Origin of the sequence: Vibrio sp. 10N.247.311.14, assembly GCF_041467715.1 — a bacterium.
GTDB lineage: Bacteria > Pseudomonadota > Gammaproteobacteria > Enterobacterales > Vibrionaceae > Vibrio > Vibrio crassostreae_C.
This window is the reverse complement of sequence record NZ_JBFSVE010000066.1, coordinates 1-26,380: the sequence shown is the minus strand read 5'-3', so window position 1 is coordinate 26,380 and position 26,380 is coordinate 1. Positions and strand designations below refer to the sequence as shown.

Sequence of the window (26,380 nt, the reverse complement as noted above, 5' to 3'; positions counted from 1 at the left end):
TTGTACGGTGGTGTGAGAGGACGGAGGCCGTGAGGCCTCCTCCTACTCGATTTGGGCTAGGTGTTTACGCATTACCTATCTTGATTGAGCCTGATTCTCCTTCCTCAAGTTCTGTTGAAGCGATCAGTGAGCAGGCTATCTACACGGGCGAGTTCACTAAAGATCGACAAGACAGTGACTTTTTACACTGGGGAGAAGGCATCGTCTCAGTATCCGAAAGTGCGATCGCTTTTGAAGGTGAATTGGCGCCGGGGCCTGATTACAAGGTCTACCTCTCACCTAAGTTCATTGAAACCGAGCAAGCTTTCAATGAAAGCAAGAACGAGTTATTGAGAGTCGGAGATGTGAAAACATTCGACCGCTTTATGGTTGAGCTTCCCGAAGGTACTGATCTTAATCGATTTAATACGGTTGTGATTTGGTGTGAAACTTTTGGCCAATTTATTACTTCTGCCAAGATAAAATGATAGCCTTACCAATAGCTGATTTAGGCACGTAAAAAAGCGCTCTATTTTTGAGCGCTTTTTCATAGCGAAGTCTCCGCTAATCGTTGTAAAGCTCGTCGTTATAAAGCTAAAGGAATAAGTAATGGAAAAAGTGTGGCAAGTAATTGATTTTCTACTCGCTCATAAGTTTATTTTTAGTGCGTTGATTATCACTATTATATTAATCATTCGCCGAATCACCTTATCTCAAATAAGAGGTGATGTTGCTTTCCTTAGCGAAGACCAACGTAACTGGATGTCACGAACCAAAAACGGCACATTCGCGATTATTGTTGTAACGTTATTTGTGTTGTGGAAATCCGAAATCAGCGAGTTTGCGCTGTCAGTAACGGCCATTGCTGTTGCTATAGTCGTCGCATCTAAAGAGATCATTTTGTGTTTCACCGGTTCTATTCAACGTGCGAGTTCTCGTTCATTTAGAATCGGCGACTGGATCGAAGTGGGTAAAATCAGCGGTGAGGTGATTGAGCACAATTTGATGGCGACTGTGATTCAAGAAATCGATTTGTATCATGGGCAATATCACTTCACTGGCAAGACAGCCACGCTGCCTAATAGTATGTTCTTCACTTATCCGGTAAAGAACCTCAACTTCATGAAGCGCTATGTTTATCATAAGTTTTTTGTGACGGTGAAAGACTTTGTAAACCTATACCCTATGGTTCCGAGCCTTATTGTAAAAATTGAAGAGCATTGCGAAGAGTTTATCGATGTTGCCCGCCGTTACAACGGCGTGATCGAAAAGCACGCTGGCGTTGACTTACCGGGTTCTGAGCCTCACATCCATATCACGAGCAGTTCGACGGGTGAGCAAGAAGTACATTTTATGATTTTCTGCCCGACCGAAAAAGCGATTCATTTAGAGCAAGACATTCGCAAAGACTTTATGGAAGCATACGCTGAAGCGTTTCCTGCCAGCACTTAATTCTGCAGTCCGCTGAGTCCTAAACAAAAGAAAGCCGAGAGCGATAATATCGACTCTTGGCTTTTTTGTTCTTGTTATCTATTTCTGAGATTAGTCTAGGTCAGCGAGTGGCAGCCAATCGACTTGCACGCCAGCTTGCTCAAACATATCTTGGCTAACTTTGATTTTATCACCCCAGCGAGAAAGGAAATCTTCACTTTGCTCTGGGCAATGTACTGCTGAAATTCCTGTTTGAATGATTTTTGCTGCACAGTTCGGACAAGGGAAGTGGGTTACCCATATTTCACAACTGTCCAAATCACGCTTAGCGAATAGAATCGCATTTTCTTCAGCGTGAAGTGTCTTTAGGTACTTCATCTCTCTGTCATCAGTATCCGCACTATCAGACACGCCATGTGGGTAGCCATTAAAGCCAACGGAAACAATACGGTTGTGCTTAGTGATTACGGCGCCGACTTGAGTTGAAGGATCTTTACTCCAAGAACCGACCAATTCCGCCATTTGATAGAAACGTTTAGCCCATTTTGAAATCATGAGAATTCCTTAACAATTAAATGTGAATGCTTATCTGTCTGACAATACATTATGTTAGACAATATCCATAGAGAACAAAAGCTGAGAGGTTGATTTACTTAGGAATTGTAGCGTGTTTGTAATCACTTTATAAGCACTTGGTTTCAATTAACATATTGATACACTTTGACTAGTTATAATTGATATTCCTCGGACAATGGTAACGAGTGTGTTACGTAAATTTTATGCTGTTCAAATACTAATAAGTGACGGTATAACCATGCGTAAAAAGTTGATCCTTACGGCTCTTGCAAGCTCTCTTATTCTTGCTGGATGTGGGCAAGATGCTCAAAATGCTAAGCAAGCGCCTTTACCTCTCGTAGCTGTACAGGATGTTAGCGTTGTTTCTCACCAGCAAAGTAAGTCGTACATCGGTCGTATTGAAGCCGTTGAAGACACGGCTATCACAGCGCAAGTTTCGGGCTATCTACAAAGCCGTCATTTCAATGAAGGTCAAATGGTCGAAAAGGGCCAGCTGCTATATTCCATTGAGCCATCTTCGTTTGAAGCTGAAGTTGCAAGCGCAAAAGCGTCTGTTGCTCAAGCAAACGCGAACCTTAAGAAAGCCGAGCTTGATTTTAACCGTGGTAAAAACCTACTTCCGAAAGGCAGTATTTCTCAATCAGAATTCGATGCATTAACGGCAAACTTATTAGGCTCTCAAGCACAGCTTGAAGCCAGCCAAGCTCAGTTAAACGCCGCGAATGTCCAACTTTCTCATACCAAAATTATCGCGCCTTTCTCTGGAAGAATCAGTGACACTAAAGTAAGTAAAGGTGATCTGGTTTCACCGTCTTCAGGTGTATTGACGACTTTGGTTAGCCTAGATCCAATTCATGCATCGTTCAGCATTAGTGAGCGTGAGCGTATTGAGCTGGGTATGGACCGTATTGAAGGTGACGGCAGCAGCGACTCTGCAGGTGTTGAAGTTCAGATTATGCTTGAGAATGGTGAAGCGTTTGAACACCTAGGTCAGCTCGATTTTTTGGGTAACCGTATCAATCTCAATACCGGTACGATCGCGATGCGCGCAATCGCTGATAATCCGAATCAACGATTACTTCCTGGTCAACACGTTCGTGTGGATCTACGTGAAAAGCAATCTATTGATGTTGTGACTATCCCACGCCGAGCAGTACAAACCGACCTAGAAGGCGACTTTGTGATGGTACTGGTTGAAGGTGAAGCGGCACCAGTTGCTGAGCGCAGAAACATCGAGATGGGTCGTCAGGTTGAAGGTGGTGTAATTGTTCATTCTGGATTAGAGAAGAACGACTCAGTCATCACTCAAGGCTTACAGCGTGTCCGTAATGGTATGTCCGTTCGCATTCAACCTTCTGCTGAACAAGCTGAGTAAGGGGGCTATTTATGTTGAGTCGTTTCTTTATTCAAAGGCCTAAGTTTGCCCTTGTTATATCCATCATATTAACGCTGGCGGGTGCGATTTCTCTCGCTATCTTGCCGGTGGCTGAATATCCAAAAATTAGCCCACCGTCGGTCAGTGTGTCTGCATTCTATACGGGCGCAAGTGCTGAAGTGGTGGAGCAGGCGATAGCCGACCCCATAGAAACGTCGGTTAACGGCGTAGAAGATATGATCTACATGTCCTCTAAAAGTGCTAACGATGGTTCATACAACCTTAACGTGACCTTTGATGTCGGTACTGATGCTGATATGGCTCAGGTCAACGTGCAGAACCGTGTTGCTCAGATCGAATCGAAACTTCCACAAGAAGTAAGAATGGTGGGTGTAACGGTCAAGAAGCGTTCTCCTGACTTGCTGATGGTATTGAACTTCTACTCGCCGAACGGAGAGTATGACGATCAATTCTTGATCAACTACGTGAACTTGAACATTAAAGACCAATTGGCCCGTGTAAAGGGTATCAGTGAAGTTAACGTATTGGGTGGTGGCGAATACGCGATGCGTGTTTGGTTAGACCCTGAGAAAATGGCTAACCTCAATATAACCACCTCTGATGTGAATCGCGCCTTGGCTGAACAGAACGTTCAGGTAGCGGCTGGTCGTATTGGTGCTGCACCTTACAACAACGCACAAGAAGTGCAGTTCAACTTGGTAACCAAAGGCCGACTAGAAACGGCTGATGAGTTTGAAAATGTTGTACTTCGTGCAAACCAAGATGGTTCAACGGTTTATTTAAAAGACGTTTCACGCGTTGAGCTTGGTAAAAAGTTCTACGATGGCAATGGTAAATACCGTGGTCAAGACGCTTCAATCGTAACGTTGTCACTTCAATCAGACGCTAACGCGCTGGAAAGTGGTAAAGCGGTGATGGCGATGCTGGATAATTTAGGCAAAAATTTCCCTGAAGGCGTTGCTTATGAGGCGAGTTATGACACGACACTCTTCGTTGCAGAGTCGATCAAAGGCGTAGTAAAAACGCTAATTGAAGCGATCTTACTGGTTATCGCGGTAACGTATCTGTTCTTAGGTAGTGCGCGTGCGACTTTGATTCCGGTGGTTGCGATTCCTGTATCTTTGATTGGTACTTTTGCGGTCATGCAGATGACAGGCTTTACCATCAACACGGTGACTCTATTTGGTTTGATATTGGCGATTGGTATCGTAGTAGATGATGCGATCTTGGTTATTGAAAACGTTGATACCACGATGGCCAAAGACCCAACGATCTCACCGCGTAAAGCAACGCTTATCGCAATGAAGGAAGTAACGGGTCCGATTGTTACTTCGACGTTGGTACTGTTAGCGGTATTCATTCCAGTAGCTATGCTGCCAGGTATTACCGGTATCATGTATCGTCAGTTTGCTCTAACTATCTGTATCGCTGTTGTTATCTCTTCTATTAATGCTCTAACACTGTCACCTGCATTGTGTTCATTAGTTCTTAAGCAGGGCGGTGGTAATACGGCTCGTTGGTACCAAGCGTTTAACCGTGGTCTTGAATCAGTAACCAACAAATACGGTCAAATTGCAGGCTTCCTTGTGAAAAAGGGTGTTCTGCTGTTTACCTTCTTCGTTGTGGCGCTAGCAGCGGTAACTTACTTCGCGAAAACCACGTCTACGGCGTTCGTACCTCAAGAAGATAAGGGTATTTTACTGGTTAACGTTCAACTTCCTGATGCGGCTTCACTGTCTCGTACCGAGGATGTGACGAAGCAGTTGCTAGAGATGGTTGAACAAGAGCCTGGCGTTGACGGTGTAACACTGGTTAACGGCTATGCATTCATGACAGGCGCTTCTGCTTCGAATGGTGCGTCGATGTTCATCAAGCTCCACGATTGGGAGATGCGTAACGCACTGGATGGTCAACATTCTGCGCAAGCAATTTCGCAACGTATTAATGGCCGAGCAGCCACTGAATTACCTCAAGCTATCGTGTTTGCAATGGGACCTCCAGCAGTACCAGGTATGGGTGCAGCGTCTGGATTTGAGTTTGTTCTAGAAGATACATTAGGTCGTAGCCGTACTGATCTAGCGATGGTTATGAATGACGTGATTGCTGAGGCCACTAAACAGCCTGAGATATCACATACCTTCAGTACCTTCCGTGCCAATGTACCTCATTACTATGTCGACATTGACCGCGAGAAAGCGCAGCAACTTGGTATTCCGTTGTCGGAAATCTTCCAAACATTACAAGGTAACCTTGGTTCGTTGTACGTGAATGATTTCACCATGTTTGGTAAGAACTTCCGTGTCACCATGCAAGCTGACAGTGAACACCGTAGCAGCATGGATGACCTACAACGATTCCACGTGCGTTCGTCTAATGGCGAGATGATCCCGTTAAGCACATTGGTGACTTACGACCAGATCTTCGAACCTGATGTAGCATGGCGTTACAACATGTACCGCAGTGCAGTGATCCAAGGCCAACCAGCGCCGGGTTACTCAAGTGGTGATGCGATTGCGGCGATGGAACGTGTAGCTGCAGAAGTTCTGCCACAAGGTTACCAGTACGAATGGACAGGCATGGCTTACCAAGAAGTACTAGCAGGTAACCAAGCGATCTTTGCTTTCGCACTGGCTCTGATCTTCATCTACCTGTTTATGGTGGCTCAATACGAGAGTTGGACAATTCCGATTGCGATTATCCTCGTGGTACCTGTCGCAACCTTAGGCTCCTTCTTGGCATTGAATCTAACGGGCACTCCGCTGAACCTTTATGCACAAATAGGTTTGGTTCTCTTGATAGCCTTGGCCGCGAAGAACGCAATCTTGATTGTGGAATTCGCAAAGGTGGAGCGTGAAGAGAAAGACGCACCGATTGAAGATGCGGCGGTGAAGGGCGGTACACTGCGTTTCCGTGCTGTGAACATGACGTCTTGGTCGTTCATCTTAGGTATCTTCCCTCTTATCTTCGCTGCGGGCGCAGGTCACGTGAGTCAGAACTCTCTGGGTATTTCACTGATCGGCGGCCTGTTATGTGTATTACTGGCGGGTACGTTCCTAATCCCTGGCTTCTACGCATTCGTGCAACGTAAGCGTGAGAAAGCACACGGTGGTAATACCAAGCTGGTTCCGCTTGATGACGAATAGGGGATTGAATGTCTTGTAAGATTCGTCTCTTACAAGACCAACCCTTGGGAAATTAATTCCTTGTAAAAACTAAGGCTTAGCATTGCGCTAAGCCTTTTTTTATTCCACTGATGAATAAAAACGCCTTTTATATAAACAAATGTTTGTTATGTGATAGAGCTAACACTCTAATTTGGGTTTTGTAATAAAATGATGTTTTATTGGTAAGTGTATGTTTAATATGGTTTTAACAAAGTTCAGCTAACGGTTGTATGCTCGAAAACATTTGCACAATAGTGTGAAGTGTTTCAAAATTACGAAGTTATATTGAAATTTTTTGTGCATTGAGGTTCTTATGAAAGTCATTGATTTATTTAAACACCGAGGCGATAGCATGTCTTCGCAACACTCAGAGTTTATGCAATGGATGTCTCCAGCTCTTAGAGATTACTGGGGCGACTTTCTTAATCGTACGCAAAATAGCCATTTCTTTGCGTGGGTTCGTGATCACCACAAACCTGCTGTCAATGAAGATGCACCAGAGATGCCGGTGGAACAGCCGATCGTACTTAAGCCAGAAGCACAACTTGTGTTTGATGAGCTTAATCAACAGATCGGTGAAGTCATCCATACTGGCGACTGGATCAATGTAAGTCAAGACCGTATTAACCAGTTCGGCCTTGTTACTGAAGATATGCAGTGGATTCACACTGAGCCTGAAAAAGCGGAAACAGACTCTCCGTTCAAAACAACCATCGCACATGGTTTTTTAACTTTATCTCTGCTTCCTCGATTGACTGACAGTGTTGACCCTGACAAGTCTCAATTCCCAACAGCGAAGATGGTCGTAAACATTGGTCTTAACCAAGTACGTTTCCCATACCCTGTTAAATCGGGCAGTAATGTTCGTGCTAAAAGTACGCTAACAAAAGTAACGCCAATTAAGAAAGGCCTAGAGATTGAACGCGAAATTCGCGTCGAAATCGAAGGTATTCGTCGTCCTGGCGCAGTGATCGTTTCAGTGATTCAACTTCACTTCTAAACGAACCATATAGATTCAAAAAAAGAGAGAGCTTAATGCTCTCTCTTTTTTTTCATAAGATAAAACTCACTCACTTATTTAATGCGAGTGTAGCCGTACTCTTCGATAAGGTCTTGCCCTTGCTTTGACTTCACGAACTTGATGAAGTCTTTGCTCTCGTCAGAAACTGAGTCTGTCTTGTGCAGCAACAAGAATGGGCGAGCCAATTCATAGCTGTGGTTAGCAATGTTCTTAGATGTTGGCTCTACGCCTTCAAATGTAATTGCTTTAATCGAACGGTCGATTGAACCAACAGAGATAAAACCAATCGCGTGTGGGTTATGGTTAACAATCGTTTTAACCATGCTGTTGCTGTTTACAACCAAGTTATTTGGGTTGATGTCAGACACTAGACGGTCATTAATGATCTTCGTTAAACCAAGCAAGCTTTCGAAGCTATAGCGTGAGCCAGAAGACGCTTCGCGAGTCACCACTGCGATAGGCTGGTCTGCACCACCTATTGCTTTCCAGTTTGTGATTTTGCCCTTGTAGATATCAAACAGCTGCTCACGTGTAACGTTGCTTACAGCGTTTGAGCGGTTAGTTACTACAGCTAGGCCGTCAAAGGCAATTGGAAATACCTTCAACTTCTCGTCTTGTTCGCGGTCGGTTAAATAACGCGAGCTCATACCGATGTCAGAGACACCTTTATTAACCATGGTAATACCTGCTGTAGAACCAATGCCCTGAACCGCAATATAGTTATCAGGGTGAGTCTTGTTGTACTCCTCAGCTAATACATCCATCACTCGTGATACTGAAGTGGAGCCCGAAATAGTGGTTTCTTGTGCTAAAGCAGCATGAGAAGACAGGGCTAAGGATAAAAGAGAGGCAAGCGCGACTCGTAACATAAACAACTCCTAGTTAATAACATTTGTCGCATATGATAGGTCGGTTATATGACACTTTTGTGAAATTCCATACTCTCGATGTATAGCTGTTCGCTTGATGAGTCGTAGCTTTCTGGGTTTCCGAAAGCAAGATTCGTTTCTGGGAGCAGGGCAGGTATTTTGATTACGCTTGTTCGCTAAAATGTTTGTTGAGTCCTAAGCTAAGTAGAGGAATTCACTACTTAGAAGTTTCTATGAAGTTACAAGGGGTGTTATGTCCGTCATTCATATCGAGCTGAATCGTCTTTTAATTGGGGCCGAGAGGCTCTGTACATCTCGAAATCGAAGTTTACCTGTCGAGCTAGGCAAATCCCTATATGAAGAGTGTGAGGGTGGTGTGCTGTTTTCTCAGGCGCATTATCTACTCGACTCATCTCACAGTGATTATACAAACGAGATCGTCTGCGTGACTTTTGATGAGTCGCTGTCTTGTTGGTTAGTGATGGTGCCGCTTGAAGGGGATGTCGAAACCGACTCTGTGAATTGGGGGCCGTATCCGTACCTTCCTAAATCGAAGGATCTTGATGCTATTTTGGCGGAAATAGAAAAAGACCCTAAATCGTACTTCTGGTCATAGTCACTCTGTTTTCACGTTTGCTGGTGGCCTGCTCGCAAAGCTGAATCAATGAGTATCAAAACTCAACCACTGAATCCCAAAGCCAAATCATCTCATCCCACACCCAAGTGGCTTAATATTGAAGCCACTTGGTTTACACCAGTTCCCAACTAAGACGTCCACATCAATCTATCGCTTTGTTTCTTTAAACTTGCGGCTTTACGCTCTGCAGTTGTGCTTGTGCCACTAGCGATCGGAAGTCTTTTGGTGTTTTTCCGTGATACGTTTTAAAGGCCGTGCTGAAGTGAGCGGCACTTTTAAAGCCTGACTCATACGCGATTTGAGTGATCGACTTATCCGATGTTCTTAGCTGAGTGGCTGCATGAGCAATACGTTTTATCTTTAATAAGTTTGAGAACGACAGATCTTCAGCCGATAAGCGACGTTTAAGCGTAGCCGGTGACATTCCCATGTAACTGGCGAGCGTATCCAAAGAGATATTGTTTTCAATGTTTTGCTCGATGTAATGAATGACTCTTTGGGTCACGGTTAACCTTGAAGCTCGAGCAATAATAGCCAATAGAGCTGGGTACTGTTCCACCATCAAAGACAGCAAACTTAAGCCTAATTGAGTGAGTGCGTAGTCATTCTGAGAAGAAGAGTTGGCCAGTGACATGATGAGATCTTTCAACTGACAGAGCTCAGTATCCGTTTGATTGAACTTAATGTACTTGTCTGGGATTCGAGCGGACTCTAAATCGCTGAACTGATTAATGAACTTTTGAAAGATAGCCAAATCAAAATCTAAGCAGGTTGCGCTGAATTCGCCATTTTCAGTGTTAACCGTGATGTCTTTAATCTGACCAGAATTGTAAAGGGTGAAATCTCCCGCTTGCAACGAGGCTTGAGTACCATTGGGCAACACAAAAGAAATGCTGCCTTTCGACACTATAAAGATACCGTTTTTAGAGGCAGGATAACGTTCTCGTCTCCTGGGAATGAAGTTTCTGAACTGAGTAACTGTGATTGATGACATAGTGAGCTTCTTTGACGTTGTAAATTGATTGCTTATTGATTGTTTTTTTTAAGTATTGTTTAAGCATGAGACATTTACAAAAAAGGCGCTAATAATTAGCGCCTTTAGAAGTGAACCTTTGAAGCTTTTGACCTTGATAGCTTTGACCTTGAAAGCCGTAACCTTGAAAGCTGTAGCTGTTAAAGCCTTTAAGCTTCGGTTTCGTTTGTCGTTTCAGGCTCGCTAGGCAAGTCCGCAAATACTTGAGTAGGTTTTGCTACTAAGTTACGGTTTTCCTGATTAACTTCAGAGAGAACTACTTCTAAAACGTCTCCCAGTTTGTATACCATTTCTTTATCGATAGATACAGTACCCATATCACCGTTGCACTCTATTCTTTCTTTATTATTAAGAATGAGAGATCCAGGGATAAATGCAGCAGCACCATTTTCAAGTAAACGTACACGCATACCTGCACGGTTAATATCGAAAATCTCAGCTTGGAAACGAGTTTCTTCTGCTGGAGCATTGGCTAGAGTGCGAGCATACAACCAATCGCCAACATTACGCTCAGCCATGCCGTGGTGACGGCGGTGCAGGGCAAGTTCATCACCGATAGTTTCATCTGGTGTTTGAATTGGCGCTTTACCTAAGATGTGTGCTTTAAGCATACGGTGGTTAATCATGTCGCCATATTTACGAATTGGAGAAGTCCAAGTTGCGTAAATATCTAATCCCATCGCGTAGTGCGGTGCAGGCTCATTGCTGATCTCGCTATACGCTTGGAATTTACGAATACGGTTGTCGTAGTAGCTGTTATCTAAAGAACCTAACCAACGACGTAGAGTAGCAAAACCTTCTAGAGAAATGATTTGCTCTTCAGTGAACGGCGTTTCCGCTTGCGGGTTTACCAGTTCAAGAACGTCGGAGATTTTCTCAGCCTTGAAACCAGAATGGCAGTTAAACACACCTTGGTTGAAGCTCTCTTTTAGTACTCGGCCCGCACAGATGTTCGCGCTGATCATTGATTCTTCAACCAGCTTGTTTGCGCTACGACGCATGTCAGCGTGGATAGCGACAACATCGTTATCTTCGCTCAGTTCAAAGCGGTAGTCAGGGCGATCTGGGAACACAACAGCGTTTGCTGAGCGCCATGCTGAACGTGCTTGAGCAAATTGGTGAAGATCAGAAACAATTGCAGCAATCTCTTCTGATGGTTGCCATTTCTCTGATGCACCTGTTTCTAGCCAGTCTGATACGTTGTCGTAAGCAAGACGAGCATGAGATTTGATGTTTGCAGCGAAGAAGTTAATGTCATCACCGATAACGCCATCTTTAGATACCGTTACTGTGCAGCAAAGTGCAGGACGAACTTCGTTCTCGATCAGTGAACATAGGTTGTCAGCAAGATCACGAGGCAACATTGGGATGTTGCGACCAGGAAGGTAGATAGTGAAACCGCGCTCGCGTGCCACTTTATCCATCGCATCATCTGGAGAGATGTAAGCCGTTGGATCAGCAATTGCGATAGTCAGTTCAAAATCACCGTTCTCTTTCTTCTTCGCGTAAAGCGCGTCATCCATATCTTTTGTGCTTTCGCCATCGATAGTCACAAAAGGGACGTGCGTCATGTCTACACGTTCAAGATCGGCGTCATCGTTGATTAGCCAGTTGTCGATGCCTTCAGGCTCACTGTTTGGTAGATCGTTTTGTGCCAGCGTTACCCACCAAGGTGCAATCTTGTCGTCAGCGTCTGTGATTTTCTCAGAGATCTGAGCCAAGAATCCGTTGTCACCTTTTAATGGGTGTTGAACGATATGAGCAACAACCCAGTCACCTTCTTTAAGCGTTTCAGGGTTTAGACCCTTCATTGCTTTCGCTTTAAGTTGCAGTTTTTTGAGCTGCGGGTGATCAGGAACAACGTTCAATCGGCCTTTGAAAAGCTTAACTCGTGCAATAAAGCGAGTAAGACCTTGTTCAACCAATTCCTCAGGCTCTGCTACTTCGCGCTCTTTCTCTGTACGAATGATGGCAATCACCTTGTCACCGTGCACACATTTCTTCATGTACGGAGGCGGGATAAAGAAGCTTGTTTTGCTATCAACTTCGAGAAAACCAAAACCTTTTTCAGTGGCTTTGATGGTACCTTCCTTTTTAGGGAGGGTTTCTTGGATTTGCTGCTTGAGCTGAGCGAGTAGAGGATTATCTTGAAACATTTTGACTTTTATCTATCGAGGACAATTGAGCACACTATAATCATTGCGAGGCTTGATTACTACTTAAAGGCGAAGTGAGCGTTAATTAATTGCCCTCTTATTTAACTAGGTCAATTTGCTAGGAGATGGGTGCTGTGACGAGATATTCATCAAGTTTTGACGATATGATAACCAGTATTGATGTAAAAGCGAAAAATATGTGATGTATTTCAATTTTTTCTGGATTTTTTTATGCATTTAGGGAATAATCCGCCTCCCTTAGACGTCCCTAATGGCTTGAAGTGTTTTATTACTGCTTCGTAACTCTGAATGGAATCAGTATCTGATTGGATCAGTATTGGAATTGATAGAGCTCCCGGGACCTTTTGTTTACTTATATATAGTGGGATCCCAATGTCCGAATCTGTAATTCAATTTAATGAATTAGCCCTAAACGATAACATTCTTTCAGCTCTTGATAGCATGGGTTTCGTTTCTCCGACTCCAATCCAAGCAGCAGCTATTCCTCTTCTTCTTGAAGGCCGTGACGCACTAGGTAAAGCACAGACTGGTACTGGTAAAACAGCAGCATTCTCTCTGCCTTTACTTAACAAAATCAACCTGAACCAACACAAACCACAAGCAATCATCATGGCTCCTACTCGTGAGCTAGCGATTCAAGTTGCTGCGGAAATCAAAAACCTTGGCCGTGATATCAAAGGTCTTAAAGTTATTGAAATCTACGGTGGTGCTTCAATTGTTGACCAAATGCGTGCTCTAAGCCGCGGTGCTCACATTGTTGTTGGTACTCCAGGTCGTGTTAAAGACTTACTAACTCGTGACCGTCTACACCTAGATGAAGCACACACATTTGTTCTTGATGAAGCAGATGAAATGCTGAAAATGGGCTTCGTAGATGACGTTACTTGGATCCTAGAGCAAGCTCCAGAATCTGCACAACGTGTACTTTTCTCTGCAACTATGCCTCCAATGGTTAAGACTATTGTTGACCGTTACCTACGTAACCCGGCTAAAGTTGACGTTGCTGGTACTAACCACACAGTTGATAAAGTAGCGCAGAACTTCTGGGTTGTTAAAGGCGTAGAAAAAGACGAAGCAATGTCTCGTCTTCTAGAAACCGAAGAAACTGACGCGTCAATCGTATTCGTACGTACTCGTCAAGACACTGAGCGTCTAGCTGATTGGCTATCTGCACGTGGCTTCAAAGCTGCTGCACTGCACGGTGATATTCCTCAGTCTCTACGTGAGCGTACTGTTGATCACATCAAACAAGGTGTTATCGACATCCTAGTTGCAACTGACGTTGTAGCTCGTGGTCTTGATGTTCCACGTATCACTCACGTATTCAACTACGACATCCCATTCGATGTTGAATCTTACATCCACCGTATTGGTCGTACTGGCCGTGCTGGACGTAAAGGTAAAGCGATCCTACTAGTTCGCACTAACCAAATTCGCATGCTTCGCACAATCGAGCGCGTAACTAAGTCTCAAATGGAAGAAATTCAACTTCCTCTACGTGACCAAGTTGCTGCTGCACGTGTTGCTAAGCTTGGCGCTGAACTTGAAACTGAGAAAGAAAGCAAAGCACTAGAAAACTTTGCAGGTCTTATCTCTACTCTTCAAGAGTCTCTAGAAGTTGATGCTGCTACTCTAGCTGCAATGCTTCTTAAGCGTCAGCAAGGTAAGAGCCCACTATTCTACGTTGGCGAAGACCCAATGATCGCTGCTATTGAGCGTGATAAGAACCGTCGCAAAGAGCGTCGTGAAGATCGTGACAACGGCCGTGACGGTGGTGGTCGCAACTTCAATACTCAAGATTGGGATACTTACCAACTACAAGTTGGCCGTGAGCAAGGCGTTCAGGTTAAAGACATCGTTGGCGCACTAGCAAACGAACTTGGCCTAACTAAAGGTTCTATCGGTGCTATCAAGCTAGACCAAGGTTCTACTTACGTTCAACTGCCAAAAGCAATGAACTCTGAAACTGCTGGTAAGCTAAGCAAACTTCGCATTCGTCAAAAAGAAGCTGGCGCTGTAGTTGTTGATTTCAATGACTTCCGTGAGCCTCGTCGTGGCGGCGGCGGTCGTGATGGCAACCGTGGTGGCAACCGTGGCGGTCGTGATGGTGGCGGCTACCGTGGTAACCGTGAAGGCGGCAACCGCGAAGGCGGCAACCGCGAAGGCGGTCGTGGTGGATACCGTGGCAACCGTGATGGTGCTCGCGATGGTAACTCTGCTGGCGGACGTGATGGCGAACGTCGTTTCGACCGTAACCGTGGTGGCGATCACCGTGGTAACTTCCGTGGCGAACGTGGCCATGGTAACGGCAATGGCGGTGGTAACCGTGGTCGTCGTCCAGAGCGCAACGAAGGTTAATCAACCTGTCGCTTAGACGCTTTAGGTCTAGACACTGAATTTAAAAGCCGAGCGTAATGCTCGGCTTTTTTGTGCCTGCTATTTGAACTTAAGCTTTGGTTGGCTCGATATTCGTAGCTAACTTACTTTAATCAAGCTTCGTTCCTGAAACTATGCTTCGTCCATGAAACTAAGCATCGCGCCTAGAACGAATGTTAGTGCCAAAACTTAGCTGTATCGCGTTCTAAGCCTATAGCAAAAGAACGTGCTACAAGATGCTAAAACAAAGAGTGAAGGCTATCTAAGCGTCGTTACAGTGCATCTATTCGTAGAGTTGTGCTCGAAGGCAATCAAAATAAGATCAGATCACTATTCTCAACTTCAGTGAGCTTTTTGATGCAAACACTGAGCAATTGAGAAATCGAGCAAAAAGTTATCGGTAATGATAAGCAGACGAAAGGGAAGGGTGGTTGTTTTTCAAGCGGATTACCTGCATTTGTTCGAGTCGCTTTAATTAACTGAATCAAGTTAAAAATAACGTGAGCACTCGTTTGCGTCACCTGTTCATTAATTTTCTTATTCAACTATTTTTTAATTCCGCTCTCGAAATAAATAATTTAATGACCAAGATCAACTTAATTGTGTTCATTTAGTGATTTTTTCAAAACAAAAGTTGAAAGATTCAAAAATTATTGAATAATGGACTTAACTAAAATTGAAGTAAACACTTCATCCAATTCGTACTGAAACAGGATCCATATCCAATGTCTAATTCGTTTGTTCTGGTTATTAACTCGGGTAGTTCATCCCTAAAATTTGCTGTAATCGATTCTGTTTCTGGTGAAGCAGTATTAAGTGGCCTAGGGGAGTGTTTTGGTCTTGAAGATGCTCGTATGAGCTGGAAATTCCAAGGCGAGAAAACTGAAATTGCCATTCAAGGTGAAGATAACCACCACAAAATTGCCATTGGCAAATTGGTTGGCCTGATGGAAGACCTAGGCTTCACGGCTGATATCGTGGCTATCGGTCACCGTATCGTTCACGGCGGTGAGAAGTTCACTCAAACGGTTCGCATTACTGAAGAAGTAACGAACGAAATTGAAAGCCTATCTGACCTAGCTCCACTTCATAACCCAGCAGGTGCTATCGGTATCCGTGCTGCAATTGAAGCTTTCCCTTCTCTACCTCAGTTCGCTGTATTTGATACTGCTTTCCACCAAACAATGCCTCAACGTGCATTCACTGGTGCAATCGCAAAAGAGCTATACACAGACTTCGGCGTACGTCGTTACGGTTTCCACGGTACGAGCCACTACTTCGTTAGCCGTGAAGCTGCGAAGATGGTTAACAAGCCTATCGAAAAATCTAGCTTTATCTCTGTTCACCTAGGTAATGGCGCATCTGTATGTGCAATCAAAGACGGTAACAGTGTTGATACTTCAATGGGCTTCACACCACTTTCTGGCCTAATGATGGGCACACGTTGTGGTGACCTAGACCCAGGCATCATCGAATACCTACTTAAGAAAGGCTGGTCACAAGAGCAAGTATTTAACTCTCTAAACAAGGAGTCTGGCTTCCTTGGCGTGTCTGGTCTTACGAGCGATGCTCGTGGCATCTTAGAAGCAATGGAAGAGGGCCATGAAGGCGCTAAGCTTGCGTTTGAGGTGTTTACTTACCGCGTATCAAAATACATTGCTTCTTACCTTGCAACGCTAGATTCTTTAGACGGCATCATCTTCACTGGTGGTATCGGTGAGAACTCTCTACCAATTCGTCGTGAAATCCTAAACAACCTTAAGATTCTAGGTTTCGTTGAAGATGTAGCAGGTAACGAATCTGCTCGCTTTGGTGCTGAAGGCATCATCGGTAAGTCTGAAATGCTAAACGCATTAGCAATGGTTATCCCAACCAATGAAGAATTCGTGATTGCTCAACAGTCGGTAGAACTACTGTAATTTACTTTAAAAACAGATGGTTAAAAGCGAGCTTAGTGCTCGCTTTTTTTGTGCTCATATGTTGGATAGGCCATCGCAAAGCACGCGAATGCCGAGCACTCATCGCTCCCTACATTGACTGCTGCAATTCACTTTTTAGCTCCAAACTAGTGAGGTTAGTGTTGGCTTGTTTATGCCCAGACTTTTCTAAGCGCGATCATTGCTTGCCCCATTTCATATATGGAATCCACGTATTTACAAAGTGATTTTGGCAATAAAAGTTAAGATGCGGTCGTATATTCGGCTTCTTATTGAAGGAGCTACCCTCTAGCCTTTGATGTTTTGCGCACCTACTGTCCTTATCGCGCTAGCAGCTTTTTACAGCATGACAGAATGGCCAGGTTCTCAGTAGGTTGGTCTTACCTTTTATGCATCATCATTTTGTAAAATTTAAAAATTTGGTAGTGATTAATGAGTGAGTAATACTGGTTTATATTCAGTCTCATACCGAAGCATTGCCCACGCAGTACGTACCACTTTGTTAGCCAGTGCAATGCAGGCCTTCTTGAAGCCGATACGATCTATGATGCTCCTCAACCAAGCGTCCTTCTGAGTCTTCGGTTTTTCGGGTAGTCGCCCAACGTATGACATTGCGCCAAGATAAAGAAGCGAGCGTAGCTCCTTCACACCACCGCATTTATCGATCCCAATCATAAAAACTTTGCCTCCTGAACTGTGCTGTTTAGGTGTAAGACCAACAAATGCTCAAGCTTGTCTTCCATTCTTGAACTGCTTTCCATCACCAAGAGTTGTATAGAGCATCGCAGCAGTTGTTTCATGCCCATTAATCGTTGGCACGGCTCTATCTGACGGGTTAAAGCATTTTTCTCTTTTTCGAATGCGATGAGTTTTGCTTTAAGTTCTTTATATTGCTCCCAAAGCATCGACAGAACGGATACGACATTGGAGGGTATTGGTGTATCGCCATCAAGCACGGTTTGAATCGACGCTTTTAAGCCTTTTTCACCTCTAGGGTTTGCTATCCCGTAGCCCAAAATTGTCCCTCTAATGTGAAGAGCTAGGGAAACAACACTACGAGATAAGAATCTACGGCTAGTTTCTAAAGAATGCATAGCTTGTTGTTCCAATGACTTTGGACGACTGTACTTGATACCAATTTGTATAGCGGCGTTAGCGATGGCGAGAGCATCATTATGATCCGTTTTATGACCTTCTAGGTATCCTTTCACCTTCTTAGGGTTAATGATTCGGACTTCATGCCCAAGTTTTTCTGCTAATTGCCCCCAGTAATGGCAACCGCAACAACCTTCCATGGCGACAATCGAAGGCTTAGCCTTTGCCAAGAACTCTTTCATCTTCTGGCGACTCAGAGGTTTATTGGACATTAGCTCACCATGAATGCTGATATGGCAGGTTTGAAGAACATTTTTTGCTAAGTCGATAGCGATAACATTTTTAGTCAACATATTGGAACCCTCGGTTTTTTCTCACACTCCTAAGTCTAGATTGCTAAGGAGGGAGTGGATTCCATACATCACGTTAAAGTATTTACTCATTCCAGAGTAAGATCGCAGTCGTTCCTTAGGATATGTAATGTGACCAGCCATAGATGCAGGCAATATCAATTTATAGGATCTCATCGTCATCCCAATCCCAGTCAATTTGGGAAATGTCACGGGAGACTTTGTGTAAATACCACCCGAGCAAAGCGACAATAGAAAGGATTAAAACTATAAAGGTTAAAAGCATATCCTACCCTTAGAGTTTGTATGAGACGTAACTACTAGGCTTACCATGGCAATTGAGTGCCATCGTAGACAAAAAATGAACCTGAATGCTTAAGTTTTAAATTGTCGATAACATTAAGCATGCCTGTAACACTCTCTTTTACTGTTACCTTGCCTTCCTTTCCACCCATATCGGTTTTTACCCAACCTGGATGAATTGCCATGGTCTTCACTCCCGCTTCGGATAATTCACAGGCTAGAGATTTAATTATTTGGTTGAGGGCCGCTTTTGATGCTCGATAGCTGTATCGTCCCCCTGAGCGGTTATCATCAATACTGGCCAGTATTGAGGTCATCCCGATTATGGTTTTATCTTGGCCGGCTAGAATATTATTGAGCAAGGCCTGCGTGATTAACATGGGTGCGATGGTATTGACCTTTAACACCTCTAGCCATCTTTGCTGATCCATATTGCCTAAGTTGTCACATCCTTCACCACTCACCCCAGCATTATGAATAAGTACATCAATAGGTTGCTCTTTAAACACCTCAGTTAAAGCGAGAATATCTGTTTCATGACTAACATCTAGAGCATAAGGGCGAATGGTTGAATACTGTTGTGCTAACAGGGTTAACTCATGCGCTGAATCAATATCGCGACAGCAAGCGATGACCTTGTAATGTCGCTGTGCATATTGCTTTGCAAGCTCTAATCCTAAGCCACGATTAGCTCCAGTAATAAAAACGGTTTTCATTGAGTGCCTCTTATCAGTTTCAATCTTGTCTAATACCAATCAATATAAGTTGCGAAAAGCTGGCCAATGCTGCTGCATTGACCAGCTCTAAGGGTAAGAGTCGTGTTTATTTCATTAATACATTTTTACCATTAACTTTCTGCACGCTTATCAAGACGGCCACTAAAGCGGGTCAAAGCAAGCGCTATCAGTACAACTACTGCACCTACCCAAGGTGTATGCATTAAGCCTGCTTCAGCGACAACCATCCCTCCGCCCCATGAACCAAGTGCAATACCAACGTTAAAGGCGGCAATGTTTAAACCGGAAGCAACATCCACTGCATCTGGTGTATATTTTTCAGCAAGTTTCACTACATATACTTGTAAACCTGGAACATTACCGAATGCAAATGCCCCCCAAACTAAAATCGTGGCTACCGCGGCAATAGGGTTAACGGCGGTAAAATTGAACACGATAAGCACAGCTGCAAGACCAGTAAAAATAATGCTAAGGGCTTTTATTGGGCCCATTTTATCGGCCATTTTTCCGCCCCAAATATTACCAATCGCAACTGAGACTCCATAAACCAACATAATTAAACTAATTGCATTCGCACTAAAGCCAGTTTCTTGCTGCAAAATAGGAGCAAGGAAAGTGAATGCTGTAAAAGTGCCGCCATAACCCAGTGCAGTAATCGCATAAACCAGTAATAATCTAGGTTGAGTTAATACCTTAAGCTGCGATGAAAGCTTAGCTGCAGCAGGTTGTTTTAAGTTATTTGGTACTAAGAAAGCACTACCAATTAATGCGATTAAACCTAATAGCGCAACAACTAAGAAGGTTGATTGCCAGCCAAAGGTTTGACCTATGTATGTCCCAAGCGGCACGCCTGTGACTAACGCCACGGTTAAACCAGTGAACATAATCGCAATGGCGCTGGCGGCTTTTTCTTTTGGTACCAGACCGGTAGCAATGGTTGAACCAATGGAGAAAAATACACCATGGGCTAAACCTGTCAAAATACGAGCGATAATCAGGGTGTTATATCCAGGTGCTTGCCATGCAACTAAGTTACCGACAACAAACAGTGACATGACGGTAATCAATACGTGTTTACGATTCCACTTTCCTGTTAAAGCCGTTAAAACCGGGGCGCCAATGGCAACACCAAGTGCATAAAGGCTAACCAGCAAGCCTGCTGAAGGCAGTGATATATTTAGGTCGGAGGCCATGGTCGGGAGTAGCCCCACGATCACAAACTCCGTTGTTCCAATAGCAAAGGCGCTGAGCGTCAATGCAAGAAGTGCTAAAGGCATAATATTTACTCTCTGTTGTTTGAAAATGACCAGCAATAGCCGATGTATTGGTCGCTATGCCGTCGCGTTGTTAATTGATGGGGGGCATTTTGCATTAAAGATGTTTTGTGAAAAACAGAGGTTTTTACAAATGATATTTGTTATAAATGCAATAAAGCTGATGAGCGATTGGATAAAATTGAGGGAAATAGCATGCGAACAAAATCTGATGATTTAGCCATTTTACTAGCTGTAGTCGATACCGGAGGTTTTTCAGCGGCAGCAGAGAGCCTAGATATCCAAGTCGCGCGAGTATCCAGAGCGGTCAGTAAAGTGGAGAGTCAACTTGGGGTCACTATTCTAAACCGAACCACTAGACGTATTGAATTAACCGATGAAGGACGCCAGTTCATTGACTCTATGCGGGTGGGGTTAATGCAATTACAGCAGGCGGAAGAAGATATTATTTCCCGTGGGGAATTGCCCAAAGGCCGTTTACGTGTCGACGCGGCTAGTCCGTTTGTGTTTCATCAACTGGTGCCATTGGTGCAGTCATTTAATCAAGCCTATCCCGATATTGAGCTAGAAATAACTTCCAATGAAGGCATTGTGGATTTACTAGAAAAGAAAACCGATTTAGCAATCCGTATTGGTACGTTGAGCGATTCAACGCTACATGCTCGGTCGCTGGGTCGAAGCCCCTTGTATATTGTGGCTTCACCAGAATATATCTCAAAACGCGGGCTCCCCACTAAAAGCAGCGATCTTGCTCAGCATAATCTCATTGGATTTGTCGCCCCCAAAATTTTGAATGACTGGCCTTTAAAAGGTTTTACCCAACTAGACGCTTTGATGTCATCAAGTAATGGCGAAACCATTCGACAAATTGTGTTGGCAGGAAATGGCATTGCATGTCTATCAGGGTTTATGGTGAATAAAGATATTGCCGAAGGACGTTTAATCTCGCTGTTGGAGAGCGAAAAAATCAGTCATCCACGAAGAGAACAAGTCAACGCTGTGTATTATAAGACTTCTTCTGTGGCCAAGCGGATCTCCGCTTTTATTGATTTTATTAAGCCAAAGCTAACCCTGTAACCCGCTTAAACAAGCTGATTGTTGCAATTTATACAAATATTATTTGCCTTTATTGCTATAAATGATTGGTGACTCATTTGCTAGTATGCCCTTATCAAATGAAGAGGGCTCAACTATGTCACTATCACTATTTAAACCATTCACATTGGGTGGACTCACACTCAAAAACCGCATTGTCATGCCACCGATGACGCGTTCAAGAGCCAGTCAGCCTGGTGATGTCGCAAATGATATGATGGCAACCTATTACGCTCAGCGTGCCAGTGCAGGATTGATTGTGTCTGAAGGTACGCAAATTTCAGCGACGGCAAAAGGCTATGCATGGACCCCAGGTATTTACACACCTGAGCAGATCGCAGGCTGGCGTAAAGTAACTCAAGCAGTGCATGCAGAAAATGGCGCAATTTTCGCTCAGCTCTGGCATGTGGGCAGAGTCACTCACACAGATAACATCGGTGGTGAGCAACCGATTTCTTCATCAGCGTTAAAAGCGGAAAACGTAAAAGTATTCGTTGATAATGGCAGTGATGAACCAGGTTTTGTTGATGTCGTGCAGCCTAGAGCAATGACAAAAGCAGATATTCAACAAGTCATTGCAGATTATCGTCAAGCGGCATTGAATGCGATTGAAGCAGGTTTTGATGGCATTGAACTGCATGCGGCGAATGGTTATTTGATCAACCAATTCATTGACTCCGAAGCTAACAACCGCAGTGATGAATACGGCGGTAGCCTGGAAAATCGTCTTCGTTTTCTTGATGAAGTCGTTGCAGCAATGGTGGACGCAATTGGCGCTAACCGCGTTGGTGTGCGCTTGGCACCTTTAACAACCCTCAATGGTACTGTTGATGCTAACCCTATTGAGACTTATACCGCTGCCGCAGCGTTACTCAATAAACATCATATCGTGTACCTACATATTGCTGAAGTCGATTGGGATGATGCACCAGATACACCCGTCTCATTCAAACGTGCAATGCGCAATGCTTTTCAAGGCGTGCTGATCTACGCAGGTCGTTATAATGCGGAAAAAGCAAAGCAAGCTATTGATGACGGACTGGCTGATATGATCGGCTTTGGTCGACCTTTTGTGGCGAATCCCGATCTTCCTGAACGTCTACTTCACGGCTACCCATTGGCAGAGCATGATCCAAACACCTTGTTTGGTGGTGGTGAGAAAGGTCTGATTGATTATCCAACGTATAAAGCTTAAGGGGGTAAGTATGTTTAAGGTATTTAAAGGTCACGGACTTGAGACTAGAAACCGTATCGCGATGGCGCCGATGACTCGTTCACGCACGTCTCAACCTGGTGATGTACCAAACGAGATGATGGCAACCTACTACCGTCAGCGTGCCAGTGCTGGACTCATTGTATCAGAGGGCACCCCGATCTCAGCGGCTGCACGAGGTTATTCGATGACTCCGGGCATTTATACCCCAGAACACATCGAAGGCTGGAAAAAAACCACCCAAGCTGTGCATCAAGATGGCGGGAAAATATTTACTCAACTTTGGCATGTGGGGCGACGCAGTCATTCTGATATTTCAGGTACTAAGCCGTTAGCCCCATCAGCGATTAAAATCCCAGATCAAGTATTTGGCCCACTAGCTGAAGGTGGCTTTGGGATGATTGAAACTGAAACGCCACGGGAGATGACGCTGCAAGACATTAAGAGCACGATTGCGGATTTTGTACAAGCGGGCAAAAACGCCATTGAAGCTGGTTTTGATGGCGTGGAAATTCATGCTGCGCATGGTTACTTGTTTGATACCTTTTTACGCTTAGAAAGCAACCAAAGAAGTGATCAATATGGTGGCAGCCAAGAGAATCGCATGCGCTTTTTGGTTGATACGTTGCAAGCACTTACCGACGAAATTGGTGGGGAAAGAGTTGCGGTTCGTCTGTCTCCTCATATCGGAGAGGGTTTTGCTGGGGATGATGTTGAAATTGTTCCGCTAACGTTAGCATTGCTGGAAAAACTACAACTGATGAACCTTGCGTATGTGCATTTTTCAGAAAACATATCACGCTATGTAGAGGTGCCTGAAGAGTTTCGCCAGCAAGTACGCCGAATATACTCTAATCCAATCATGGTTGCAGGAAAGTTGACCAAGCAATCTGCCCAACAGTTGCTAGATAAGCAGTATGCTGATTTCGTTGCCTTTGGTACTCCTTTTGTAACGAACCCTGATTTAGTCGCCCGATTTGCTCATGATTTACCATTGGCCGAGTTTGATGCCGATGCTAGGTTGACCTTGTATGGGGGCGGAGCCGAAGGCTACGTCGATTATCCAACTTATCAAGCCTAATACACCAGGTACCAAGGACGATAACTCTTTGGTGCCTTACCTTTTCATTAAGCGAGTGGAAGTGATATGGAACCCTATCGAATTTGGCAATATCAAACTGAGAAACACAGTCTTGTTTTAGGTAAGGCTGAAAGAGCAGCTTTAGATGACAGCGAAATCTTAGTACAAAACAAAGCGATTGGTATTAACCCTGTGGATTGGAAATTTATTAAAGCCAATCCTTTAAATTGGCCGAATGGCCATGTTCCAGGTGTTGATGGTGCAGGCGTCGTCGTACAAGTAGGTTCTAAAGTTGATCCCAGTCTAATTGGCCGTCGAGTGGCATATCATGGTTCACTAAATCGCCATGGTAGCTTCGCTAAATATACTGTTTTGAACGTTGAGCGAGTGATGACACTACCTGAGAGCCTATCTTTTGAACTTGCCGCGGCACTGCCTTGTCCGATGCTAACTGCGTGGCAAGCATTTGAAAAAATTCCATTAACCCAACAAAGAGAAGTGCTTGTCGTTGGTTTTGGCGCGGTGAATAATTTGTTATCCCAGATCCTTGTCAGAGCGGGTTATATCGTTGATGTTGTCTCCGCGAGTCTGAGCGAAGAGCGAGCCAAAAGCTTAGGTATTCGCCAAGTTTATCGGGAGCAATCTCAAATCGACATGAAATACTTCGCCACTTTTGATGCGGTGAGTGGGGAAAATGCCGCCCATTTAGTGCCGCTGTTAAGAGCGAATGGACATATTGTCTGCATTCAAGATCGTATTGCTAAACCCATTGACCCTCCATTTACGCGCACTATTTCTTACCACGAAATAGCCCTTGGAGCGTTACATAATTTTGGTGATAAAGATGATTGGCATACATTAATGCAAAATGGTGAAGCGCTGCTTGAGCGTATTGAAAATGGGAGTGTTGAAGTTAGTATTCCTGTCACTTTTAAATTCGAGCAGATGCTTGATGCGTTGAAACACAGTGAAACCACAAAACGAAAAACCGTGATTACATTGAGTTAGACTGCGCAATTTATCCTTTTGCTGGGAGTCACATAGCGCTTACTTCCTACACTTTGCTTGGATAGTTGTTCTAATTGCTGATATTGAGTAAGACTCATCTTTGCAACGTCGTTTAAAATTGTGGTCTAAATAATTTTGACCACACTCTTACTAGCAGATGCGATACTAATAGCAATCTAACCAACGAAGAATTCGTGATTGCTCAATAGTCGGTAGAACTACTGTAATTTACTTTAAAAACAGATGGTTAAAAGCGAGCTTAGTGCTCGCTTTTTTTGTGCTCATATGTTGGATAGACCATCGCTAAGTGGCCTTATAGCGAGATAGTCAAAACTCATTCTATTGATTTCGGCAAATCATTTTGTAGCTTCAAACTAGTGATGTTAGGGCTGGCTTGTGATGCCCCAAAAACGCCTAGAATTGAACTTGCAAGGTTTCAGATACAAAAAGTAATAGATGCGACGATCTAGCCCCATCGCCCTCAATGAAATTAAGACTATTGCTTGAATGTAGTGCGCCACTGAATCGGCGATACATGAAAAGCCGATTTAAAGTGCTTTCTGAATACACTGTCAGAGCCAAAACCCGCTTGCTCTGCAACTTGAGGTATCGATAGTTTCGTGGTTTCTAATAGACGTTGGCTAAGCACCAAACGTCGGTTTTGCAGCCATTCACCAAATGTACAGCCATAGGTGGATTTAAACTGGCGTGTGAAGGTACGTTTACTCATCGCACAGCGCTCAGCGACTTCATCTAGTGAGTGACACTGATTAAGGCTCTGCTCCACCAGCTCAATCACAAGGCTAATACTTGTCTCTGTAAGAGGTTTTATGTTGACTGGTGCTGGTATGTATTGCTGCTGTCCACCAGTACGAGATGGCGCAGTCACCATCTTACGTGCGAGATCATTCGCAAGCTCACTACCACACAAACGGCGCACCATATGTAGACAACAATCGAGTGAAGCAGCTACTCCAGCAGAGGTAATGATAGTCTCATGTTCAACAAATAGAGGGTTTGGGTCAAAATCCACCTTAGGAAATTGCTGCTGAAATTGTTCGGAAAACGCCCAATGGCTTGTGGCACGTTTTCCATCGAGAACGCCAGCACATGCAAGTACATAAGACCCGAGGCAGAGTCCTACTAGTAGCTTACCTTTCCCATGATGCTCTATTAGCGCCTCTATAAGTCGCTCACTTGGCTCTGGCAGGTCATTTGGCCAGCTTGGAACAATCACAATATCCGCCTCTTTAATAGCGCTCAAATCTTTATCGATCACCACACCAAATCCAGAGCTTGTTTCAAACTGCAAGCTGTTTTCGCAACAGATCCTCAAGTCAAACCGAACCGGCTGACCGAAAAAGATATCTTGAAACACCAGACAAGGCACAGAGAGATGAAAAGCACTGATGCCTTCAAAGGCTACCATCGTAATTTTAATTAGCTCGGTTGATTTGTTCACAAGTGTCTCGATTTGCGCGAATGTTGACTTTCAAGACAGTATCACAAGAAACTAGAAAGAAGCATACTAAATCTCATAGAGAACATGGCTTGTTAGTGAGTTTAGAGAGGCATTATGAAGATCCACCACCTACGTAGCGCAACATTTATTATTGAATCTGGCGAAA

At 44.1% G+C, this 26,380-nt stretch carries 19 protein-coding genes and 1 pseudogene; 12 read left to right on the top strand and 8 right to left on the bottom strand.

Translation table 11 applies throughout. The annotated features are described in order from the left end of the window. Window positions 1-29: 29 nt before the first annotated feature. Both AB6F11_RS19425 and AB6F11_RS19420 read left to right on the top strand, forming a co-directional pair. Entirely contained in the window at window positions 30-467 is a 438-nt protein-coding gene (locus tag AB6F11_RS19425; protein WP_372130625.1) for a DM13 domain-containing protein, read from the top strand. A 121-nt stretch (window positions 468-588) separates the two neighbouring features. Next, entirely contained in the window at window positions 589-1,431 is an 843-nt protein-coding gene (locus AB6F11_RS19420) for a mechanosensitive ion channel family protein (RefSeq protein ID WP_104216293.1), read from the top strand. A 90-nt stretch (window positions 1,432-1,521) separates the two neighbouring features. Here AB6F11_RS19420 and AB6F11_RS19415 read toward each other — a convergent pair whose 3' ends face one another. Beyond that, window positions 1,522-1,965, bottom strand: coding sequence for a dCMP deaminase family protein (locus AB6F11_RS19415; protein WP_004737813.1), 444 nt, complete (start codon window positions 1,963-1,965; stop codon window positions 1,522-1,524). A 259-nt stretch (window positions 1,966-2,224) separates the two neighbouring features. Between AB6F11_RS19415 and AB6F11_RS19410 the strand changes: the two genes are divergently transcribed. The 3 genes from AB6F11_RS19410 (at window position 2,225) to AB6F11_RS19400 (ending at window position 7,546) form a co-directional block, all read left to right on the top strand. Then, entirely contained in the window at window positions 2,225-3,361 is a 1,137-nt protein-coding gene (locus AB6F11_RS19410; protein WP_102393303.1) for an efflux RND transporter periplasmic adaptor subunit, read from the top strand. Window positions 3,362-3,372: 11 nt separating this feature from the next. Further along, window positions 3,373-6,525, top strand: coding sequence for an efflux RND transporter permease subunit (locus AB6F11_RS19405; protein ID WP_102398624.1), 3,153 nt, complete (start codon window positions 3,373-3,375; stop codon window positions 6,523-6,525). A 334-nt stretch (window positions 6,526-6,859) separates the two neighbouring features. Continuing rightward, on the top strand, window positions 6,860-7,546 hold the full coding sequence (locus AB6F11_RS19400; protein ID WP_017059493.1) for a MaoC family dehydratase: 687 nt from the start codon (window positions 6,860-6,862) through the stop codon (window positions 7,544-7,546). Between the two features lie 74 nt (window positions 7,547-7,620). Here the strand turns inward: AB6F11_RS19400 and AB6F11_RS19395 are convergent, their stop codons facing one another. After that, the gene (locus tag AB6F11_RS19395) at window positions 7,621-8,436 is read right to left on the bottom strand and encodes a phosphate ABC transporter substrate-binding protein (RefSeq protein WP_102398623.1); all 816 of its coding nucleotides are present in this window, start codon (window positions 8,434-8,436) and stop codon (window positions 7,621-7,623) included. A gap of 253 nt (window positions 8,437-8,689) precedes the next feature. Here AB6F11_RS19395 and AB6F11_RS19390 point away from each other — a divergent pair, with 253 nt between their 5' ends. Continuing rightward, window positions 8,690-9,052, top strand: a complete 363-nt coding sequence (locus AB6F11_RS19390) for a DUF3024 domain-containing protein (protein WP_017059495.1) — start codon at window positions 8,690-8,692, stop codon at window positions 9,050-9,052. A 184-nt stretch (window positions 9,053-9,236) separates the two neighbouring features. Here AB6F11_RS19390 and AB6F11_RS19385 read toward each other — a convergent pair whose 3' ends face one another. Beyond that, window positions 9,237-10,067 carry an AraC family transcriptional regulator gene (locus tag AB6F11_RS19385; protein WP_017064362.1) on the bottom strand — a complete coding sequence of 277 codons (831 nt, stop codon included), beginning with the start codon at window positions 10,065-10,067 and terminating at the stop codon, window positions 9,237-9,239. Window positions 10,068-10,255: 188 nt separating this feature from the next. Next, window positions 10,256-12,262, bottom strand: a complete 2,007-nt coding sequence (rnb, locus tag AB6F11_RS19380; RefSeq protein WP_017059497.1) for an exoribonuclease II — start codon at window positions 12,260-12,262, stop codon at window positions 10,256-10,258. 309 nt (window positions 12,263-12,571) lie between these two features. Here rnb and AB6F11_RS19375 point away from each other — a divergent pair, with 309 nt between their 5' ends. Both AB6F11_RS19375 and AB6F11_RS19370 read left to right on the top strand, forming a co-directional pair. Next, window positions 12,572-14,641 (top strand): DEAD/DEAH box helicase, encoded by a 2,070-nt coding sequence (locus AB6F11_RS19375; protein ID WP_080582207.1) that lies wholly within the window; start codon window positions 12,572-12,574, stop codon window positions 14,639-14,641. Window positions 14,642-15,384: 743 nt separating this feature from the next. Further along, entirely contained in the window at window positions 15,385-16,578 is a 1,194-nt protein-coding gene (locus AB6F11_RS19370; RefSeq protein ID WP_104216294.1) for an acetate/propionate family kinase, read from the top strand. Between the two features lie 447 nt (window positions 16,579-17,025). Here the strand turns inward: AB6F11_RS19370 and AB6F11_RS19365 are convergent. The 3 genes and pseudogenes from AB6F11_RS19365 to AB6F11_RS19355 all read right to left on the bottom strand — a co-directional run bounded on the left by AB6F11_RS19365 (window position 17,026) and on the right by AB6F11_RS19355 (window position 20,358). Beyond that, window positions 17,026-18,044: pseudogene (locus AB6F11_RS19365) on the bottom strand (IS110 family transposase). A gap of 323 nt (window positions 18,045-18,367) precedes the next feature. Beyond that, entirely contained in the window at window positions 18,368-19,060 is a 693-nt protein-coding gene (locus tag AB6F11_RS19360; RefSeq protein WP_017068416.1) for an SDR family oxidoreductase, read from the bottom strand. Between the two features lie 131 nt (window positions 19,061-19,191). After that, complete coding sequence (locus tag AB6F11_RS19355) at window positions 19,192-20,358, bottom strand: MFS transporter (RefSeq protein ID WP_029235440.1); 1,167 nt, start codon at window positions 20,356-20,358, stop codon at window positions 19,192-19,194. Between the two features lie 192 nt (window positions 20,359-20,550). Here AB6F11_RS19355 and AB6F11_RS19350 point away from each other — a divergent pair, with 192 nt between their 5' ends. From AB6F11_RS19350 to AB6F11_RS19335, 4 genes are all read left to right on the top strand, one after another. Further along, window positions 20,551-21,432 carry a LysR family transcriptional regulator gene (locus AB6F11_RS19350; RefSeq protein WP_102398645.1) on the top strand — a complete coding sequence of 294 codons (882 nt, stop codon included), beginning with the start codon at window positions 20,551-20,553 and terminating at the stop codon, window positions 21,430-21,432. Window positions 21,433-21,547: 115 nt separating this feature from the next. Then, window positions 21,548-22,645: an alkene reductase gene (locus AB6F11_RS19345; protein ID WP_102321231.1), complete on the top strand. Its 1,098-nt coding sequence runs from the start codon at window positions 21,548-21,550 to the stop codon at window positions 22,643-22,645. Between the two features lie 10 nt (window positions 22,646-22,655). Next, the gene (locus AB6F11_RS19340) at window positions 22,656-23,744 is read left to right on the top strand and encodes an alkene reductase (protein ID WP_017062693.1); all 1,089 of its coding nucleotides are present in this window, start codon (window positions 22,656-22,658) and stop codon (window positions 23,742-23,744) included. Window positions 23,745-23,810: 66 nt separating this feature from the next. After that, a complete protein-coding gene (locus tag AB6F11_RS19335) occupies window positions 23,811-24,752 on the top strand; it encodes a zinc-binding dehydrogenase (RefSeq protein ID WP_104216295.1) in 942 nt (313 codons plus the stop codon). 496 nt (window positions 24,753-25,248) lie between these two features. On the opposite strand, the gene AB6F11_RS19330 is transcribed toward AB6F11_RS19335, so the two are convergent. After that, a complete protein-coding gene (locus tag AB6F11_RS19330; protein WP_372179636.1) occupies window positions 25,249-26,214 on the bottom strand; it encodes a GlxA family transcriptional regulator in 966 nt (321 codons plus the stop codon). Window positions 26,215-26,380: the final 166 nt, after the last annotated feature.

Coding starts and splice junctions, on each gene's coding strand:
- AB6F11_RS19420 (WP_104216293.1), top strand. CDS start 589: ATGGAAAAAGTGTGGCAAGTAATTGATTTTCTACTCGCTCATAAGTTT.
- AB6F11_RS19415 (WP_004737813.1), bottom strand. CDS start 1,965: ATGATTTCAAAATGGGCTAAACGTTTCTATCAAATGGCGGAATTGGTC.
- AB6F11_RS19410 (WP_102393303.1), top strand. CDS start 2,225: ATGCGTAAAAAGTTGATCCTTACGGCTCTTGCAAGCTCTCTTATTCTT.
- AB6F11_RS19405 (WP_102398624.1), top strand. CDS start 3,373: ATGTTGAGTCGTTTCTTTATTCAAAGGCCTAAGTTTGCCCTTGTTATA.
- AB6F11_RS19400 (WP_017059493.1), top strand. CDS start 6,860: ATGAAAGTCATTGATTTATTTAAACACCGAGGCGATAGCATGTCTTCG.
- AB6F11_RS19395 (WP_102398623.1), bottom strand. CDS start 8,436: ATGTTACGAGTCGCGCTTGCCTCTCTTTTATCCTTAGCCCTGTCTTCT.
- AB6F11_RS19390 (WP_017059495.1), top strand. CDS start 8,690: ATGTCCGTCATTCATATCGAGCTGAATCGTCTTTTAATTGGGGCCGAG.
- AB6F11_RS19385 (WP_017064362.1), bottom strand. CDS start 10,067: ATGTCATCAATCACAGTTACTCAGTTCAGAAACTTCATTCCCAGGAGA.
- rnb (WP_017059497.1), bottom strand. CDS start 12,262: ATGTTTCAAGATAATCCTCTACTCGCTCAGCTCAAGCAGCAAATCCAA.
- AB6F11_RS19375 (WP_080582207.1), top strand. CDS start 12,572: ATGGAATCAGTATCTGATTGGATCAGTATTGGAATTGATAGAGCTCCC.
- AB6F11_RS19370 (WP_104216294.1), top strand. CDS start 15,385: ATGTCTAATTCGTTTGTTCTGGTTATTAACTCGGGTAGTTCATCCCTA.
- AB6F11_RS19360 (WP_017068416.1), bottom strand. CDS start 19,060: ATGAAAACCGTTTTTATTACTGGAGCTAATCGTGGCTTAGGATTAGAG.
- AB6F11_RS19355 (WP_029235440.1), bottom strand. CDS start 20,358: ATGCCTTTAGCACTTCTTGCATTGACGCTCAGCGCCTTTGCTATTGGA.
- AB6F11_RS19350 (WP_102398645.1), top strand. CDS start 20,551: ATGCGAACAAAATCTGATGATTTAGCCATTTTACTAGCTGTAGTCGAT.
- AB6F11_RS19345 (WP_102321231.1), top strand. CDS start 21,548: ATGTCACTATCACTATTTAAACCATTCACATTGGGTGGACTCACACTC.
- AB6F11_RS19340 (WP_017062693.1), top strand. CDS start 22,656: ATGTTTAAGGTATTTAAAGGTCACGGACTTGAGACTAGAAACCGTATC.
- AB6F11_RS19335 (WP_104216295.1), top strand. CDS start 23,811: ATGGAACCCTATCGAATTTGGCAATATCAAACTGAGAAACACAGTCTT.